Source organism: Urechidicola sp. KH5 (assembly GCF_054661455.1).
Map to the genome: position 1 here is coordinate 139,421 of NZ_BAAFSW010000003.1, position 18,650 is coordinate 158,070.

Sequence of the window (18,650 nt, forward strand, 5' to 3'; positions counted from 1 at the left end):
ACCTTTGTTCTATGACCAAACAAAACAACCTCACTTCAGGCGTATTTATTGCCATTTTAGGAATCGTGCTTTTTTCAGCCAAAGCCGTCATGGTTAAGATGGCTTATCAATACAATGTAGAAACACTTCATTTATTGGTTTTTCGCATGGTTTTCGCGTTACCTTTTTATGTGGCTATTTTAGCCTATCAAAAGAAATCCAATCAATCCAAAGTTTCTAAAAAAGAATGGTTATGGTTGTTCTTTTTTGGTTTTATAGGCTATTATTTGGCGGCCTATTTTGACTTTCTAGGGTTGCAATACATTAAAGCGGGTTTAGAACGAATTATTTTATTTGTATATCCAACACTTGTGCTTTTAATATCACGAATCTTCTTAAAAACACCAATTACAAAATCACAGGTTATAGCAATTTTAATTACCTATATAGGAGTTATAATAGCATTTTGGGGAGAAGTGTCTTTGGAGAGTAGTCACTTAATTTTAGGCGGATTCTTAATTTTTTTGAGTGCATTAACCTATGCTTCCTATTTAGTTGGATCCGGATGGTTGATTCCAAAATTTGGGGTGTTGAAATTTACCAGCTTAGCAATGATTATTTCTTGCTTGTGCGTTGTAGGACATTATTTAACAGTAGATAGAGGTGATTTGTTTCTGTATGAAGCAGAAGTATATTGGTTAGGTTTTTTAATGGCGATTGTTTCTACTTTAATACCTTCGTTTTTGGTGTCTTGGGCCATTAAAATTTTGGGTGCCTCCAATTTTTCCATCATTGGAAGTTTAGGTCCTATTTCAACTATAATTTTGGCATTTATATTTTTAGGAGAACGATTGCAATTTGTGCAAATTATTGGAGCATTGATAGTTATAGCAGGCGTTGTATTTATCTCTAAAAACAAGAAAAAATCCGTTTGATTTCTTGTTAATAACTAATACACAGCTTTGTTTCATTTTTTAGGGCTAAATCTTATTTTAGCAACTAAACCCTTTTCTTTATGGCGCAACAAACCAACTATACCGAAGACAATATACGTTCACTCGATTGGAAGGAGCATATTCGTATGCGCCCTGGAATGTATATTGGTAAACTTGGTGACGGTTCTTCTCCTGACGATGGTATTTATATTTTAATTAAAGAGGTACTTGACAACTCGATAGATGAGTACGTTATGGGTGCTGGTAAGACCATTGAAATTTCTGTTAAGGAGACTTCAGTTACCATAAGAGATTACGGTCGTGGTATTCCATTGGGTAAGGTGGTAGATGTTGTTTCTAAAATGAACACGGGTGGTAAGTACGATTCAAGAGCCTTTAAAAAATCAGTTGGTTTAAATGGTGTTGGTACCAAAGCGGTAAATGCACTTTCTACGCATTTTAAGGTACAATCCGTAAGAGATGGTCAAACAGCCTCAGCTGAGTTTGAACGAGGTAATTTGATTGAGAAAACCTCGCCGGAAGCTTCATCGCAAAGAAAAGGAACCAAGGTTTGGTTTACTCCAGATCCAGAGATATTTGTGAAGTATAAGTTCCGTATGGAATACATCATTAAGATGATTAAAAACTATGTGTACCTAAACACAGGTTTAACCATAATTTTAAATGGAGAAAAATACTATTCAGAAAACGGATTAAAAGATTTATTAGAAGAAAACATTGCTGACGAGTCTAAATTATTTCCAATCATCCATTTATTAGATGATGATATTGAAATGGCGCTTACATATAGTAAATCTCAATATTCTGAAGAATACCATTCATTTGTAAACGGACAACATACGACCCAAGGAGGAACACATCAAAATGCGTTTAGAGAGGCTGTAGTTAAAACTATTAGAGAGTATTTTGGTAAAAACTACGATGCATCTGATGTGCGTAAGTCTATTGTAGCAGCAATCAGTATTAAGGTAATGGAACCTGTTTTTGAGAGTCAAACAAAAACGAAGTTAGGGTCTACAGAAATGGGAGGTGGTTTGCCAACTGTACGAACTTTTATCAACGATTTTATTAAAACCAAGTTAGATAATTTCTTACACCGTAATCACGATGTCGCTGAGAAGATTCAGAAAAAGATTTTGCAAGCAGAGAAAGAGCGTAAAGACTTATCTGGAATACGTAAACTTGCAAGAGAACGTGCAAAAAAAGCCAATTTGCACAATAAAAAATTACGTGATTGTAGAGTGCATTTAAACGATATGAAGAAAGACAATCGTTTAGATACCACCTTATTTATTACCGAGGGTGATTCTGCAAGTGGATCGATTACAAAATCTAGAAATGTAAATACTCAGGCAGTATTTAGTTTAAAAGGAAAACCACTAAACTCTTACGGACTAACCAAGAAGATAGTTTACGAAAATGAGGAGTTCAATTTATTACAAGCTGCCTTAAACATAGAAGACGGTATAGAGAATTTGCGTTATAACAATATTGTTATCGCAACAGATGCAGATGTAGATGGTATGCACATTCGCTTGTTATTAATAACCTTCTTTTTACAGTTTTTCCCTGAAGTAATTAAGGAAGGGCATTTGTATATTTTAGAAACACCATTATTTAGAGTTCGCGATAAAAAAGAAACCATTTATTGCTATTCAGAGCAAGAGAAGCAAGATGCAATACAAAAACTTCGAGGGAAACCAGAAATTACGCGATTTAAAGGGTTAGGGGAGATTAGTCCGAATGAGTTTGTACATTTTATTGGCAAAGATATTCGTTTGGATCCAGTGATGTTAGATAAGGATATGACCATAGATCAAATGCTCGAATTCTATATGGGTAAAAATACTCCAGACCGTCAGAAATTTATCATAGAAAACCTCAAAGTTGAACTCGATTTAGTTGAAGAATTATAATGCAAGAAGAACCTAACGATCCTCAAAACGAAGAAGAATTAACACATCAAGATGAATCTCAAGAAACGCTTACCCGAGTTACGGGTATGTACAAAGAGTGGTTTCTTGATTATGCTTCGTATGTAATATTAGAACGTGCTGTACCTGCAATTGGCGATGGTTTTAAACCAGTGCAACGTAGGATTATGCAAGCCATGAAAGATTTGGATGATGGCCGTTATAACAAGGTTGCTAATATTGTAGGGCATACCATGCAGTACCATCCTCATGGAGATGCAAGTATTGCCGATGCCATGGTTCAAATGGGGCAAAAGGAATTGCTCATCGATATGCAGGGTAACTGGGGAAATACTTTAACTGGAGACCGTGCTGCAGCATCTAGATATATTGAGGCACGTTTATCTAAGTTTGCTTTAGACGTTGTATTCAATCCAAAAACTACAGAGTGGAAATTATCGTACGACGGAAGACGTAAAGAACCTATTGACTTACCTGTAAAATTCCCAATGCTTTTAACCCAAGGTGCAGAAGGAATTGCCGTGGGATTATCAACTAAAATATTACCACACAATTTTAATGAACTAATAGATGCTTCTATTAAAATTTTAAAAGGACGTAGCTTTAAAATTGTTCCAGACTTTTTAAATGGTGGTATTGCAGATGCTTCAAACTATAATGATGGCAAACGTGGAGGTAAAATTAGAGTGCGTGCTAAAATTAGTCAGTTAGATAAGAAAACATTAGTTGTTACTGAAATACCTTATAGCACAACAACCGCATCTTTAATTGATTCAATTCTTAAAGCCAATGATAAGGGTAAAATAAAAATCAAGAGAATTGAAGATAATACAGCTGCTACAGTTGAGATTCTAATTCATTTACCAGCAGGTGTATCTCCAGATAAGAGTATTGATGCCTTGTATGCATTTACCAATTGTGAAACCTCTATTTCGCCGTTATGTTGTGTGATTGAGAATAACAAACCTGTGTTTTTGGGAGTGTCTGATGTATTAAAAATTTCAACTCAAAATACGGTAGATTTATTAAAACGAGAACTTGAGATTCAGTTAGATGAGTTAGAAGCGCAATGGCACTTTGCATCATTAGAACGCATTTTTATTGAAAACAGAATCTATCGAGATATTGAAGAAGTTGATACTTGGGAAGGCGTTTTAAAAGCGATTGATGACGGATTAAAACCTCATACAAAACATTTAAAACGTGAAGTTACTGAAGAGGATATTATAAAACTTACAGAAATTAGAATTAAGAAGATTTCAAAATTCGATATTGATAAAGCCAAGCAATTTATAGAATCTTTAGAAGAGAAAATAGCTAGTGTTAAGCATCATCTTGAGCATTTGATAGAGTTTGCCATAGACTATTTTAAAAATTTAAAAACAAAATACGGCAAAGGCAAAGAACGTAAGACTGAATTGCGTGCCTTTGATGATATCGTGGCGAGTAAAGTGGTTATGCGAAATACAAAACTTTATGTAAATAGAGAAGAAGGTTTTGTAGGTACTTCATTAAGAAGAGATGAATATGTGGCTGATTGTGCTGATATTGATGATGTAATTGTCTTTAGAAAAAATGGTGCAATGATGATTACCAAGGTAGCATCAAAGACTTTTGTTGGAAAAGATATCATACACATCGCAGTATTTAAAAAGAACGATAAACGTACCGTATACAATATGATTTATAGGGATGGTAGAGGAGGCCCAACACTAATGAAACGTTTTCATGTAACCTCAATTACTAGAGATAAAGAATACGATTTAACGGCAGGTAATAAAGGGTCAACTGTATTGTATTTTACTGCGAACCCGAATGGTGAAGCAGAAATTGTAACGATTTATTTAAGAGCTGTAGGAAATATTAAAAAGCTAAAATGGGATGTTGATTTTTCAGAATTATTAATTAAAGGTAGAAGTTCAAAGGGAAATCGTTTAACAAAATATGCCGTTAAAAAAATTGAGTTAAAAGAAAAAGGTATATCTACATTAAAACCTCGTAAAATTTGGTTTGATGATACGGTTCAAAGATTGAATGTAGATGCTCGAGGCGAATTGTTAGGCGAATTCACTGCTTCCGATAGGTTGTTGATTATAAATCAAAAAGGAATGGTAAAAACAATTGCTCCTGATTTATCGACACATTTTGATCAAGATATGATTGTGTTAGAAAAATGGATTCCGAACAAACCAATATCAGCAATCTATTTTGATGGTAAAAAAGAGCGATATTTCGTTAAGCGCTTTATGATTGACAATCCTAATAAAGAAGAGTTGTTTATTTCTGAGCACCCAAAGTCGCAATTAGAAATAGTTGCTACAGATTTTAGACCTGTGGCAGAAGTAATTTTCTCAAAACGTAGTCTAGAGAAACTAGAAGTAGATCTAGAAGCATTTATAGCCGTAAAGGGTATCAAATCTTTGGGGAATCAGTTGACAGTAGATAAAATTAGAACTGTAAATTTATTAGATTCGCTACCTTATGAAGCTCCTGCTGTTGAGAAAGTAGAAGTGATAGAAGAAGAGGTTGTAGAAACATTACCTTTAGAGGTGCCAGTTGTTGAAAAGGATGAGGAACCTGAAGAGAAACCTACAATTGTTGATGCCAATAAAAAGCGTCCTGTTGCAAAACCACCAAAGAAAAAAGACAAAGACGAAACTGATCAGACTTCATTGTTTTAAATCTTTATACTAAAGTTCAATTTCATTAATTCTTAAAATAACTAGGTATTATTTGTTAATAGAAACCTCTCGAAAGAGAGGTCTTTTTTAACATCCGCACAAAATTTTTACAAGTGTACTATAGGTCTTTGAGATTATTTCATAATAGCAACCTGCCTCTTCATCTTTAGGGATATATTTGGTCTTGTTTGCTGTCCATTTCATTGGTAGGTCGTTCTTTCCTGCTGCTTCTAAATCTTCAATTAAATTACGAAGTTGATCTAAATTTACTTTCGGTAGTGTCAGACTATTCTCAAAGCCTCCCTCTTCAGCACATTCGTTTTTAGTATATGTTATTACACCATTTTCGAATGATTGAACAAAACCACAGATACCATTTTCCTTATTCCCATAATAGAATTGAATATTCTTTTTGACTCCCCGCGCGTAATTACTTTTGAGATACATATAAAGCATATCTGTATCTTCCGAAGATGCATGAGGCTCTGCAACTAATACCGCTAAATCAAATTGTTTAAGTTCAAAGTTTTGTGCAGATACACTAGAAACGATAAATAAAAATAAAAAGAGGAGTCGCATTGTATTTTGTTTTTATAAAAATACAATTTTAGTTTTAATAGATTTTTAATTTTTCACGTACAATCTTTCCGGCCTTAAATTTCTTTGTCTATGACTTATTGCATTTTATGCGATCAATTTCTTGTACCACATAGGATTAAGTTTTTTGAGTCAAACTTTCTAGTTTCTTTTATAATAGCTTCGTGATGTGGTTTTAATACATCCCAAGAAATATAAGAAGGTTTATTGTACAATTCTTAAATAATAATTTGATATTGACCATATTTTTGGCAATATGTTTAAAAAAGGTTTTAGCTTCTTCTTAATGATTTTTACCATGATGGTTTTACCAATCTACAATTGCATAAAGCAGCATCAATTTTCTTTAATTCATGCTCTGAAAATTCTAAATAACCTTCATATTCAAAAGTCGATACCGCTGGAATAACCGAAAATTTCCAATCGTTCTATAACCAGTTAAGGCATCTTGCTAAAAAACGTGAATTGATATTCAGGTAGCAACTCTGGATGTGCTATTTTAATTATATCTTTTAATACAAGGTCAGGTCGAGTAGGACCTAACTCGTAATAGAGAACACCACCATTTTTACCTTTGCTTCCAGAAAATGTATATACTTGATTGTCTTTAAAAGCATGGAAGTTTTTATAATGATGACTTGATCCTATTAATTGTTCCTTCGTTTCAAAATGTCCTGGGGCAATCCATAAATCTGCCTCTTTTCCTTTTGCAAAAACACTTTCAAAACTCAGCTGTAAACTACCACTACCATTCGTATTTTTCCATAAATAATCTGTGTTAGCATCTTTCAAGAAAGTTGCAACAAAGCTTTCACCTGCAGGTAAATTCCATACATCTTTAAACATAACACCAGATAAAATAGTTGGTTGATTTAGTGCTTTTGAAGCAATCAAAGCAGCTTCTTCATAGTTATTCTCAATGGTATTAAATATTTTGGTAGCTTCGTCTTGCTGATTGTATAATGCCCCAAAGAGTTTTATCCATTCTGCTCTCCCTAATGGTGTAGTTTCTAACCAATCGCCATTATAAATTATGGGAATCCCGCTTCTTTCTATTGTTTCTAAAGAACCACTTATTCCACCCATAGAAAAAGCCACAATAACATCTGGCGCCAACGCTAAAGTCATTTCTGTGTTTAATTGGCCGTCTAGCCCTAACTCTTGAATAGAACCATTTGCAACCAGCTCAGTTGCTTTGTCAGAAGAAATATATTGAGTATTTGGAAAACCAATTAATGTTTCAAGTATTCCAAGTGATTCTAGCATTGGAATATGAGTTGTACTAGTTGTTACAATACTTTTTAAAGGAACCTCAATAATAGGTAAATCAGTATTCACATTATTTTTATCAGCTTTACTAACCAACGCAAATTCATAAATAGCTTCTGAATTTGGATAAGGAGTGAGTATCCGTAACTTCGTGAAGTTTTCAAATTTTTCGAGGTTGAATCCGCTTGCATGAGTAATAGAATTTTCTGCACTTTTAACCGGGGCAACTTTTTTGTTACAGGCTATGAACAAGAATACCAATAAAAATAGGGGTAGAAATTTTAAGCGCATTTTATGAGAATATTTCGTTGTGTTGTTCTTGCACTCGAATAAAAGTGGTTCTTTTCGTTAATTCTTTTAATCTTTTTGCTCCAACATATGTACAGGTAGAACGTACCCCGCCTAGAATATCTTTAATGGTATCATGAACATCTTCTCGATAAGGTATTTCAACTGTCTTACCTTCAGAGGCCCTGTAATTGGCAACACCACCAACATGTTTATTCATCGCTGTTTCTGAACTCATGCCATAGAAAATTTTATAAGCCTTTCCATCGCGTTCAACCAATTCTCCACCGCTTTGTTCATGTCCTGCAAGCATGCCGCCCATCATCACAAAATCGGCACCTCCACCAAAAGCCTTAGCTACATCACCAGGTATTTTGCAACCACCATCCGATATAATATGACCACCTAAGCCATGAGCAGCATCGGCACACTCAATAATAGCAGAAAGTTGCGGATAACCAACACCTGTTTTTACACGGGTAGTACACACAGAACCAGGGCCAATACCAACTTTTACCATATCGGCTCCAGAAAGGATTAACTCTTCAACCATTTCACCGGTTACCACGTTACCAGCAATAATTATTTTATCAGGGTTCGCTTCGCGTGTTTTCTTTAAAAATGTAACGAAATGTTCAGAATAACCATTGGCTACATCAATACATATAAATTTTAATTGAGGGAAAGCTTTTAAAATTTTACTTGTTTTTTCTGCATCCGTCTCACTAGTACCTGTGCTCACTGCAATGTTAGCAGCTACATTAGGCTTTGTATTAATTATAAATTGCTCCCATTGTTCAAAGGAGTAGTGTTTATGTATTGTTGTAAACATATTGTGCTCAGAAAGGGCTTTGGCCATTTCAAAAGTTCCAACTGTATCCATATTTGCAGCCATAATAGGCACACCTTTCCAATTATTATGACTATGCCTAAATTGAAAATAGCGTTCTAAACTTACTTGTGATCTCGATTTTAAGGTAGATCGTTTGGGTCGAATCATAACATCTTTAAACCCTAGTTTTAATTCATTTTCTATTCTCATTATACGCTGTTTTTAAGGAAACAGCAAGGTATAAAAATTACTGTGATTGACTGTTAGTTACATTTAAAATTTAGACTACATTTGCAGCTGATACTGGTTGTATATACTTTTTCAAGGTATATATATTAAAAGGGAATTTGGTGAGAGGCCAAAACTGTACCCGCAACTGTATGCTTCGTCTTTTATAGATGGTTACTAATACACTTTAAACCACTGTATTTATTATGGGAAGGTAATTAGTAATACGCAAGTCAGGAGACCTGCCAATATCAATGAATAACAAACTTCGGGAAAAAAGTTTGGCATCATTTGATACCATTTTTTACCGATTTAATTTTAATTATTAAATCATTTACAATGAAAAAACAAACACTTAGAGTAAGTGTAATGTGTGCATTATTTGCTGTATTTACTGCTAATGCGCAAGAACAAGACCCAGAGATTGAACAACTTGATGAAGTGGTTCTTTCTGACACTAAATTTGAACTGAAAAAAGAGAACTCAGGGAAAATTATTTACAAAATCTCACAGGAAGAAATTGCACAAAGTGCAGGATTGACGATTTCTGATCTATTAGATCAGGTTCCTGGAATAGACATTAACGGCAACAATAATGTAGCCGGAAGTCCTATTAGTATTTACATTCGAGGTGGGAGAAATCATCAAGCAGCTATCGTGATTGATGGTATTCTAGTAAACAATCCAACTGGTATAGCAGCAAGCTATAACCTAAATTTGATCAACTTGAATGATGTAGAATCAATTGAGATTTTAAAAGGTTCTTCAAGTACTTTATATGGTTCTGGAGCTGCAGCAGGTGTGATAAACATTAAAATGAAAAAAGCTGCTCAAAAACCTGTTTCAGTTAATTACACAGCTACTATTGGCACCAATGATTCACAAGAAAATAGAACGAGTAATCTTAAAAATCTTACCCAACAATTTGGAATTAATGGAAGTGTTGAGAAGTTTGATTACTTGGTAAATTTAGCTGCTTCAAAAAGCGATGGCCTTTCTGCGGCAAGTGATGCCAACTCAGATACACCATTTGAAGATGATGCATTTGTTAGTAACAATGCAATGGTTAAGTTGAATTATGCATTATCAAATAGATTAAAAGTAGGCGTATTTGGACATTTTAACCAATACGATTATGATTACGATGCAGGAGCATTTGCCGATTCTGATATTAATAATGGTAATGAAAAAGAAAATCGTTACGGTGTTGTTGCAAGCTATGAATATGATAAAGGAGAACTAAAAGCAACAGGTTCTTGGAGCGACTTAGAACGTGGGTTTGACAGCTATAATGGGTGGACTGATACCGTTGACAACTATTTGTATGAAGGTAAGACAGTGTTTGCTGAAATCATCAATAAATATGAGTTTAGTGAAAATTTCTTTTTAATTGCAGGAATTAATTATCAAGAGTTTTCAAATAATACAAATACGCCTTTTGGTGACATTGATAAAGATCTGGCGAATTTTAATGTGGTAGATCCATTTGTGAATGTAGTATACAATAGAGGTAAGTTTAATCTAAATGCTGGCGCTAGATTAAACAATCATAGTGAATATGGTAGCCATTTTGTTTACAACGTGAATCCATCTTATAATTTGATTTCGAAAGAAGACTTAAATGTTAAGGTACTTGCATCTTATTCAACAGCATTTATTGCTCCTAGTACATATCAATTGTATTCACAATATGGCAATCTTGATTTAGATCCAGAAGAGGCAGCGACATTAGAAGGAGGTTTTGAGCTTTCAAATAATGATTGGTTACAGTTGAATGCTCTTTTCTTTTACAGAGATGAAACAAACAGAATCATCTTTGTAACTGACCCTGTAACATTTGCAAGTCAGTATGAAAATGCAACCGGTGAGCAAAATGTAAAAGGGGTTGAGGCTAATGCAACGTTAATGCCTTTAGAAAAAACAGTAATTGATCTTGGTTATACGTACACATATAAAAGTGAAGATGTAGATTATATTCCAACACACAAATGGTTTGCCGCAGTGCAATATCAGCCAATAGAAAAATTAAATCTAGGCGCAAGTATCAATCACCTAGGTGAGCGTACCTATTTTGATCAGTTTGGAAGTTTTGGAGATGCAGGAGAAGATGTTATTATGGATGCCTATAGTTTGATAGATTTTAACGCCAACTATTCTTGCCAAAACGTAACGTTTTTAGCTTCACTTAACAATGCTTTTAACGAAGATTATGTAGATGTTTTAGGCTATACGACTAAAGGTAGAAATGTACTTTTAGGAGTAAGGCTTAACTTCTAAAAAAGCAATAGGAAGATAAAAGTCTAGAAATAAGATAAACCCTCGAAATTTTCGAGGGCTTTTTATTTAAAATAATCCTCTAACTTCTTCTTTAATAAAAGCAATACCAGTTTCAGAAGGCGCACCTCCTTCAATCATTTTCTTAAGCACAACCTCTCTTAAGGCTTGAGAATCTTTAACATCAGCATCTAATGCACTATGCTTAAAAATATGACTAGTTGCATTTTTTGCAGCAACAATTGCTTGCCAACATTCATCAGTAAAATATATTTGTTGCACTAAATTATGTTCAAACTCTTGTTCTACATGCTGTATAAGTTGCTGCGCATAATACTCAGCATTCTGATTTAAAGGTGCAACTCTAAGTAATATTTTGGCTGGATGAATGCGTTCTAGAAACAAAACCATGCGTTCATATGCCTGTATTCTCAGTGGTAAAGCTTCTTTATGCTTTTCTTTAAGCAATTGAACTTTCATGCGTTTCTCTTCATTTTTTGTGTGTAGCGAAAAAAAGTAATAAGCCACAAACCCTGTTACAATAGCTGGAACAGTATAAGGTAATAAATCAATAATTGCGTCTTCCATATGGTAAAGTTGTATCACAAATATATTCAAATTTAGTTGTGTCTGTATGCTAAAAACTTGCTAAAAATTGTCAATAACTTTTATTGTACGCACCAACTGTGAAACGTATTTTTGAAAGCTAAATACTACAAGGTGTCCAATTACTTAGATTCTTTAAATCCAGCACAAAAAGAAGCCGTTTTACATAAAGATGGCCCTATGATTATTATTGCTGGAGCAGGTTCAGGAAAAACAAGGGTACTTACTTTTAGAATTGCACATTTAATGCAAGGTGGGGTAGACCCGTTTAATATTCTTGCATTGACCTTTACCAATAAGGCAGCACGCGAAATGAAAGACCGTATTGCTAAAGTGGTTGGAACTTCAGAGGCCAAAAATTTATGGATGGGTACGTTTCACTCTGTATTTGCAAGAATATTGCGTTCAGAGGCAGATAAATTAGGTTTCCCTTCAAATTTTACGATTTACGACACACAAGATTCGGTGCGCTTGTTGACATCCATTATTAAAGAGATGGGACTAGACAAAGACAAGTACAAACCAAAACAGGTCTTAGGTAGGATTTCGCAGTTTAAGAATAGCTTGATTACCGTTAGAGCCTATTATCAAAATAGTGATTTGCAGGAAGCCGATAGAGCAGCAATGCGTCCTAAAATGGGTGAGGTATATAAGCAATACGTTGAACGTTGCTTTAAATCTGGAGCTATGGATTTTGATGATTTGTTGTTACGAACTAATGAATTGTTGACTCGTTTCCCAGAAGTATTGGCAAAATACCAAGATAGGTTTCGATACATTTTAGTAGATGAGTACCAAGATACCAATCATTCTCAGTATTTGATAGTGCGTGCTTTGGCAGATAGGTTTCAAAATATTTGTGTTGTAGGAGATGATTCTCAGAGTATTTATGCGTTCCGTGGTGCGAACATTCAAAATATTTTGAACTTTCAAAAGGATTACGAAGATGTTAAAATATTTAAGTTAGAACAAAATTATCGCTCTACAAGTAATATTGTAAAAGCTGCGAATAGCGTTATAGATAAGAACAAGACCAAGCTTGACAAAGAAATATGGACACAGAATGATGCTGGTTCTATGATCAAGGTAATGCGAACATTTTCTGATGCCGAAGAAGGCCGATTTGTAGCTGCATCCATTTTTGAAAATAAGATGAATAGGCAGCTTTCTAATGAAAACTTCGCTATTTTATATCGTACGAATGCCCAATCTAGGTCTATAGAAGATGCATTGCGCAAAAAGAATATTGAGTACAGAATGTATGGTGGTTTGTCTTTTTACCAGCGTAAAGAGATAAAAGATACATTAGCATATTTACGTTTGATAATGAATCCAGATGACGAGGAGGCTTTTAAGCGCGTTATAAACTACCCTGCAAGAGGTATTGGAGCTGCAACTCTAGATAAATTAGCTGTGGCTGCAAATCACTATGGTAAATCGATGTTTACCATAATTCAAAATTTGCACAACTACCCAATAAAGGTAAATACGGGTACACAAACAAAGTTACAGAACTTTGCAACGATGATTCGACGTTTTCAGATTGATTCGCAATCTAAAGATGCATTTGAAATGGCCGAAATTGTAGTTAAAAGTACGGGTATAATTAAAGATTTAAAATCCGACGGAACTCCTGAAGCTGATAGTAGAGTGGAGAATGTGCAGGAATTAATGAATGGTGTGAAAGACTTTATTGAAGCTCAAAAACAAAAAGAAGAAGATGCCTCTTTAGCCTTCTTCTTAGAAGATGTGGCCTTAGCTACAGATTTTGATAACGATAAAAAGGACGATAAACCACGAGTTTCATTAATGACCATACATCTTGCCAAAGGATTGGAGTTTCCTATTGTGTATATCGTAGGTCTAGAAGAAACATTGTTTCCTTCTGCTATGAGCATGAATACTCGTAGTGAGTTGGAAGAAGAACGTAGGTTGTTTTATGTGGCTTTAACTAGGGCGGAACAAGAAGCTTATCTGAGTTATGCGCAAACACGTTATCGATGGGGTAAACTTATTGATTGCGAACCAAGTAGGTTTTTAGAGGAAATTGACGAGCAATATCTTGAGCATTTATCACCTCCACCCAAACCAGCTATAGCGAATAAGTTTATAGACAACGATATTTTTGGAGATATTCCACAGGATAGGGTACGATTTAAAAAACCGATTCAACGTAAGCCACCAACTAGTTTAAGACCAAAACAAGTTCCTAAGAAAGTAGCGCCTAAATTTAGTCCGCCAAAAAACTTAAAGAAGGTGTCTCAATCTAATACGGGTAGTGCAAATTTATTTGACAATCAAATTGCGGTTGGTAACATTGTTGAGCACTCAAGGTTTGGTAAAGGAGAAGTATTGGCACTAGAAGGAGCTGGACCTAACAAGAAAGCAGAAATAAAATTTGAGACTGTTGGCAATAAAAAATTACTGCTACAGTTTGCTAAATTAAAAGTGATTAGTTAATAAATATTTTTTAGAACTAATTCATAACTGACCATTGCAAGACCAGACAATTTAACGTACTTTGCAATTATTAATATTAAGAGAAAACATGACATTTGATTTAGAATACAATTCAGAACGTCCGCTATTAATCATCCCAGAATATGGAAGACATATTCAAAAATTGGTAGATCATTGTGTGGCTTTAGAAGATGCAGAAGAGCGAAATAAAATGGCCAGAGCAATAGTTGATGTAATGGGTAATTTACAACCTCATTTAAGAGATGTACCTGATTTTAAACATAAATTATGGGATCAATTATTTATAATGTCTGAGTTTAAATTAGAGGCAGACTCTCCATATCCTGTTCCTTCTAAAGAAGAATTACAAGAAAAGCCAGAGCCATTAGCGTATCCTAAAACAGCTTCAAAATATCGTTTTTACGGCACTAACATTCAGACGATGATAGATGTAGCATTGTCCTGGGAAGAAGGTGAAAAACGTGAAGGTTTAACGTATGTGATCGCCAATCATATGAAAAAGTGTTATTTGAACTGGAATAAAGACACTGTGGAAGATAAAGTAATTTTTGATCATTTATTTGAACTTTCAGAGGGCAAATTAGATTTGAGAAACTCTGAAGAGCCTTTAGCAGAAAGTTCAAGTTTATTACGTAAAAAATCAAATAGGCAAGGTCAAGGTAAAAAGAACCAAAAAAATCAAAAAAACTACCGTAAAAAGAACCGATAATTCATGGCTACATTTAAAATAGAGGGTGGGCACAAATTACAAGGAAGTATTACCCCACAAGGAGCAAAAAATGAAGCACTACAAGTAATATGTGCAGTTTTATTAACTCCAGAAAAAGTAACTATTAGTAATGTTCCAAATATTATAGATGTTAATAAGTTAATTTACATTCTTGGTGAATTAGGTGTGAAGATTGAAAAATTAAACAAGGATACCTATACGTTTCAATCTGATGCTATAGACTTAGATTATTTAGAGTCTGAAGCCTTTAAAAAAGATGGAAGCTCGTTAAGAGGTTCAATAATGATAGTAGGGCCTTTATTGGCGCGTTTTGGCAGAGGTTACATACCAAGACCAGGTGGAGATAAGATAGGAAGAAGACGTTTAGATACACACTTTGAAGGATTTATTAATCTTGGAGCGACCTTTAGATATAAAAAAGAAGAACGTTTTTATGGTGTTGAGGCAGAAGAACTTCATGGTACAGATATGTTATTAGATGAAGCCTCTGTCACGGGTACTGCAAATATTTTAATGGCTGCCGTACTTGCTAAAGGAACAACTACAGTTTATAATGCGGCTTGCGAACCATATACGCAACAGTTGAGTAAAATGTTAAACTCGATGGGAGCTAGAATTAGTGGTGTAGGTTCAAACCTTTTAACAATTGAAGGTGTAGAGTCATTAGGAGGATGTGATCATAGAATTTTACCAGACATGATTGAAATTGGTAGCTGGATTGGTATGGCTGCCATGACCAAATCAGAGTTGACAATTAAAAACGTGAGTTGGAAAGATTTAGGTCAGATTCCTAGAGTATTCCGTAAGATGGGTATTCAATTAGAAAAAGTGAATGATGATATTTATATTCCTGCTCAAGAATCATATGAGATTCAAAATTATATAGATGGTTCTTTGCTGACCATTTCAGATGCTCCATGGCCTGGATTTACACCAGATTTATTGAGTATTGTTTTGGTTGTTGCTACACAAGCAAAGGGTAGTGTGTTGATTCATCAAAAAATGTTTGAGAGTCGCTTATTCTTTGTAGACAAGTTAATTGATATGGGAGCTAAAGTTATTTTATGTGATCCGCATAGAGCTACTGTTATTGGTTCAAATCATCAGTCGCAATTAAAGGCAACTACGATGGTATCTCCAGATATTAGAGCAGGTATTTCATTACTTATTGCAGCCCTTTCAGCCAATGGTACGAGTACTATTCACAATATTGAACAAATTGATAGAGGGTATCAAAATATAGATGAGCGTTTAAGAGCCATTGGCGCCAAAATCGAACGAATAGAAGGATGAAATTCCCCAAAAGATACATTATAAATCCAAAGCTAGTCTTTGGATTTTTTTATGACATGTTGTCACTGGTAACGAAATGGCAATACTTTTGCAAACAATAATCGAAGATTATTTTAATCAGAAACAAATCATGAGTACATCGAAAGAGAATATAGAGGATAAAGAAGTGCAGAACGAAGCGCAAACTAACGAGCAACAAGAAGTAAATCAAGAAGAAACGGTTGTAGAAGAAGTAAATGCAGAAGAGCAAATAAAAGCAGAAAAAGATAAGTTTTTGCGATTGTTTGCAGAGTTTGAAAACTACAAAAAACGTACTTCTAAAGAGCGCATAGAATTATTTAAGACTGCCAATCAAGAATTAATGACAGTTTTACTGCCTATTTTAGATGATTTTGACAGAGGATTGGCTGAAATTAAAAAAGCAAAAGACAAGGAACTTTTAAAAGGTATGGAGTTAATTAACTCTAAATTAAAAAATACCTTAACTCAAAAAGGGTTGGCAGATGTAGAGGCAAAAGCAGGTGATGCTTTTGATGCAGAAATTCATGAAGCTATTACTCAAATCCCTGCACCTTCAGAAGATTTGAAAGGTAAGATTGTTGATGTAGTAGAAAAAGGCTACAAATTAGGAGATAAAATTATTCGTTACCCTAAAGTTGTAATTGGGCAATAATAAATACATATGGCAAAACAAGATTATTACGAAATATTAGGTGTTCAGAAAGGAGCATCGGCTGCTGAAATTAAGAAAGCATATCGTAAAAAAGCGATTAAGTTTCATCCAGATAAAAATCCGGATGATAAGGAAGCTGAAGAAAAATTTAAACAAGCAGCTGAGGCGTATGAAGTATTAAGCGACGAAAACAAACGTGCTAGATACGATCAGTTTGGTCATTCAGCATTTGAAAATGGCGGTGCTGGTGGTTTTGGCGGCGGCTTCGGTGGCGGAATGAACATGGAAGACATCTTTAGCCAGTTCGGAGATATTTTCGGCGGTGGTGGAGGATTCGGCGGCTTTGGTGGCGGCGGAAGACGTGGCAGAGCTAGAGTTAAAGGTAGTAATATGCGAATCCGTGTAAACGTGACATTAGCTGATATTGCCAATGGTGTTGAGAAAAAGGTAAAAGTGAAGCGCAAAGTGATGGGAGATGGCGCTACATTTAAGACTTGTTCAACTTGTAATGGCCAAGGTCAAGTAATGCAGGTTACCAATACTATTTTGGGTAGAATGCAAACAGCATCAACATGTCCTACTTGTCAGGGGGCAGGTGAAGTAATTGATAACAGACCAAAAGGTAGTGATGCACAAGGTATGATTACCAAAGAAGAAACTGTTAGCATTAAGATTCCAGCAGGAGTTTCAGATGGTGTTCAATTAAAAGTTACTGGAAAAGGAAATGAGGCTCCTGGTAAAAATAGTGTTCCGGGAGATTTATTAGTGCTGATTCAAGAGCAACCTCACGACTCATTGACTCGTGAAGGAATGAATCTTCATTACGATTTATACATCAGTTATCCTGAAGCCGTATTAGGAGCCAGTAAAGAGATTGAAACGGTTACAGGAAAAGTAAAAATTAAAGTTGAGGCTGGTACACAGTCTGGAAAAATATTGAGATTGAGAGGAAAAGGATTACCGAGTATTGAGCGTTATGGTACAGGTGATTTATTGGTACATATTAATTTATGGACACCTCAAAGTTTAAATAAGGAGCAAAAGCAATTTTTTGAAGCTCAAATGAATGAAGAAAATTTTGAGCCAACTCCTTCAAAATCTGATAAATCATTTTTTGAAAAGGTTAAGGACATGTTCTCATAATTACTTTTAAACAATTTATAAACAATCGTTGGATTTGTTTAAATGTGTAAGTAGATTTGAAATATTGTTAATCGTAAATGATTAATAATACTTTTTCTTTTTCATAGCAATTTTCCCACTTAAGTAATTAAGTGGGTTTTTTTATTTGTGTATTTTTGCTGCAAGCAGATCGTCTTATCGCCGCGCCTTTGGCGGGGAGGAAAGTCCGGACACCAAAGAGTAGCATAGCGGATAACATCCGTCGGCAAGGTAACTTGTTAGGACCAGTGCAACAGAAAGAATGTACAGTTAGGCTGTAGTGAAATCAGGTAAACTCTATGCGGTGAAATGCCACGTATATTGAAGCCCCGAAAGGGTAAGAGTTACTCGCTCAATTTCAAGGGGTAGGCAGATTGAGTTATTGGGTAACCAATAATCTAGATAAATGATAAGAACTTTTTTGAGTACAGAATCCGGCTTATAGGTCTGCTTTTTTCTCTTCATTTTTTGTGTTTTTGCTTTATAGAAAATAAGAGGAATTAAAAAAACGAATCTGATTTTGAATTAATTAAAATTAAATTCAAATAAACTACTATAATCTCAATAAATTCATAGGAATATGAAGAAATGAAAAACCCGTTAGTTTACCTTATTTTGACTTTTAAATTGGGTGAATATTTCTTAAATTCGCAAAGCTTTTTTCTAAG

The 18,650-nt window shown here is 34.6% G+C and carries 13 protein-coding genes, 1 other RNA gene and 1 riboswitch; of the genes, 10 read left to right on the forward strand and 4 right to left on the reverse strand.

The genetic code is table 11. The annotated features are described in order from the left end of the window. Positions 1 to 11 precede the first annotated feature (11 nt). The 3 genes from ACYQ5R_RS09110 (at position 12) to ACYQ5R_RS09120 (ending at position 5,550) form a co-directional block, all read left to right on the forward strand. Positions 12 to 914 carry a DMT family transporter gene (locus ACYQ5R_RS09110; RefSeq protein WP_460190625.1) on the forward strand — a complete coding sequence of 301 codons (903 nt, stop codon included), beginning with the start codon at positions 12 to 14 and terminating at the stop codon, positions 912 to 914. An 80-nt stretch (positions 915 to 994) separates the two neighbouring features. Then, positions 995 to 2,851 carry a DNA topoisomerase IV subunit B gene (locus ACYQ5R_RS09115; RefSeq protein ID WP_460190626.1) on the forward strand — a complete coding sequence of 619 codons (1,857 nt, stop codon included), beginning with the start codon at positions 995 to 997 and terminating at the stop codon, positions 2,849 to 2,851. Beyond that, a complete protein-coding gene (locus ACYQ5R_RS09120; protein WP_460190627.1) occupies positions 2,851 to 5,550 on the forward strand; it encodes a DNA gyrase/topoisomerase IV subunit A in 2,700 nt (899 codons plus the stop codon). Before ACYQ5R_RS09115 ends, ACYQ5R_RS09120 begins: the two co-directional genes overlap by 1 nt. A gap of 87 nt (positions 5,551 to 5,637) precedes the next feature. Here ACYQ5R_RS09120 and ACYQ5R_RS09125 read toward each other — a convergent pair whose 3' ends face one another. The 3 genes from ACYQ5R_RS09125 to ACYQ5R_RS09135 all read right to left on the reverse strand — a co-directional run bounded on the left by ACYQ5R_RS09125 (position 5,638) and on the right by ACYQ5R_RS09135 (position 8,746). Further along, positions 5,638 to 6,129, reverse strand: a complete 492-nt coding sequence (locus ACYQ5R_RS09125) for a hypothetical protein (protein WP_460190628.1) — start codon at positions 6,127 to 6,129, stop codon at positions 5,638 to 5,640. 456 nt (positions 6,130 to 6,585) lie between these two features. Beyond that, positions 6,586 to 7,707 carry an ABC transporter substrate-binding protein gene (locus ACYQ5R_RS09130; protein ID WP_460190629.1) on the reverse strand — a complete coding sequence of 374 codons (1,122 nt, stop codon included), beginning with the start codon at positions 7,705 to 7,707 and terminating at the stop codon, positions 6,586 to 6,588. A gap of 1 nt (position 7,708) precedes the next feature. Continuing rightward, positions 7,709 to 8,746 (reverse strand): GMP reductase, encoded by a 1,038-nt coding sequence (locus tag ACYQ5R_RS09135; protein WP_460190630.1) that lies wholly within the window; start codon positions 8,744 to 8,746, stop codon positions 7,709 to 7,711. A 77-nt stretch (positions 8,747 to 8,823) separates the two neighbouring features. Further along, positions 8,824 to 9,028: riboswitch (cobalamin riboswitch) on the forward strand. 75 nt (positions 9,029 to 9,103) lie between these two features. Here ACYQ5R_RS09135 and ACYQ5R_RS09140 point away from each other — a divergent pair. After that, complete coding sequence (locus ACYQ5R_RS09140; protein WP_460190631.1) at positions 9,104 to 11,041, forward strand: TonB-dependent receptor plug domain-containing protein; 1,938 nt, start codon at positions 9,104 to 9,106, stop codon at positions 11,039 to 11,041. Between the two features lie 66 nt (positions 11,042 to 11,107). On the opposite strand, the gene ACYQ5R_RS09145 is transcribed toward ACYQ5R_RS09140, so the two are convergent. After that, on the reverse strand, positions 11,108 to 11,626 hold the full coding sequence (locus ACYQ5R_RS09145; RefSeq protein ID WP_460190632.1) for a DUF7935 family protein: 519 nt from the start codon (positions 11,624 to 11,626) through the stop codon (positions 11,108 to 11,110). A gap of 132 nt (positions 11,627 to 11,758) precedes the next feature. Here ACYQ5R_RS09145 and ACYQ5R_RS09150 point away from each other — a divergent pair, with 132 nt between their 5' ends. The 6 genes from ACYQ5R_RS09150 (at position 11,759) to rnpB (ending at position 18,440) form a co-directional block, all read left to right on the forward strand. Continuing rightward, positions 11,759 to 14,104, forward strand: coding sequence for an ATP-dependent helicase (locus ACYQ5R_RS09150; RefSeq protein ID WP_460190633.1), 2,346 nt, complete (start codon positions 11,759 to 11,761; stop codon positions 14,102 to 14,104). Positions 14,105 to 14,192: 88 nt separating this feature from the next. After that, positions 14,193 to 14,834, forward strand: coding sequence for a DUF4290 domain-containing protein (locus tag ACYQ5R_RS09155; protein ID WP_460190634.1), 642 nt, complete (start codon positions 14,193 to 14,195; stop codon positions 14,832 to 14,834). 3 nt (positions 14,835 to 14,837) lie between these two features. Continuing rightward, positions 14,838 to 16,148 (forward strand): UDP-N-acetylglucosamine 1-carboxyvinyltransferase, encoded by a 1,311-nt coding sequence (gene murA / locus ACYQ5R_RS09160; protein ID WP_460190635.1) that lies wholly within the window; start codon positions 14,838 to 14,840, stop codon positions 16,146 to 16,148. 130 nt (positions 16,149 to 16,278) lie between these two features. Continuing rightward, the gene (locus ACYQ5R_RS09165; RefSeq protein WP_460190636.1) at positions 16,279 to 16,821 is read left to right on the forward strand and encodes a nucleotide exchange factor GrpE; all 543 of its coding nucleotides are present in this window, start codon (positions 16,279 to 16,281) and stop codon (positions 16,819 to 16,821) included. Between the two features lie 9 nt (positions 16,822 to 16,830). Continuing rightward, entirely contained in the window at positions 16,831 to 17,964 is a 1,134-nt protein-coding gene (gene dnaJ / locus ACYQ5R_RS09170) for a molecular chaperone DnaJ (protein ID WP_460190637.1), read from the forward strand. A gap of 161 nt (positions 17,965 to 18,125) precedes the next feature. Beyond that, positions 18,126 to 18,440, forward strand: an RNA gene (rnpB, locus tag ACYQ5R_RS09175) — RNase P RNA component class A. Positions 18,441 to 18,650 lie beyond the last annotated feature (210 nt).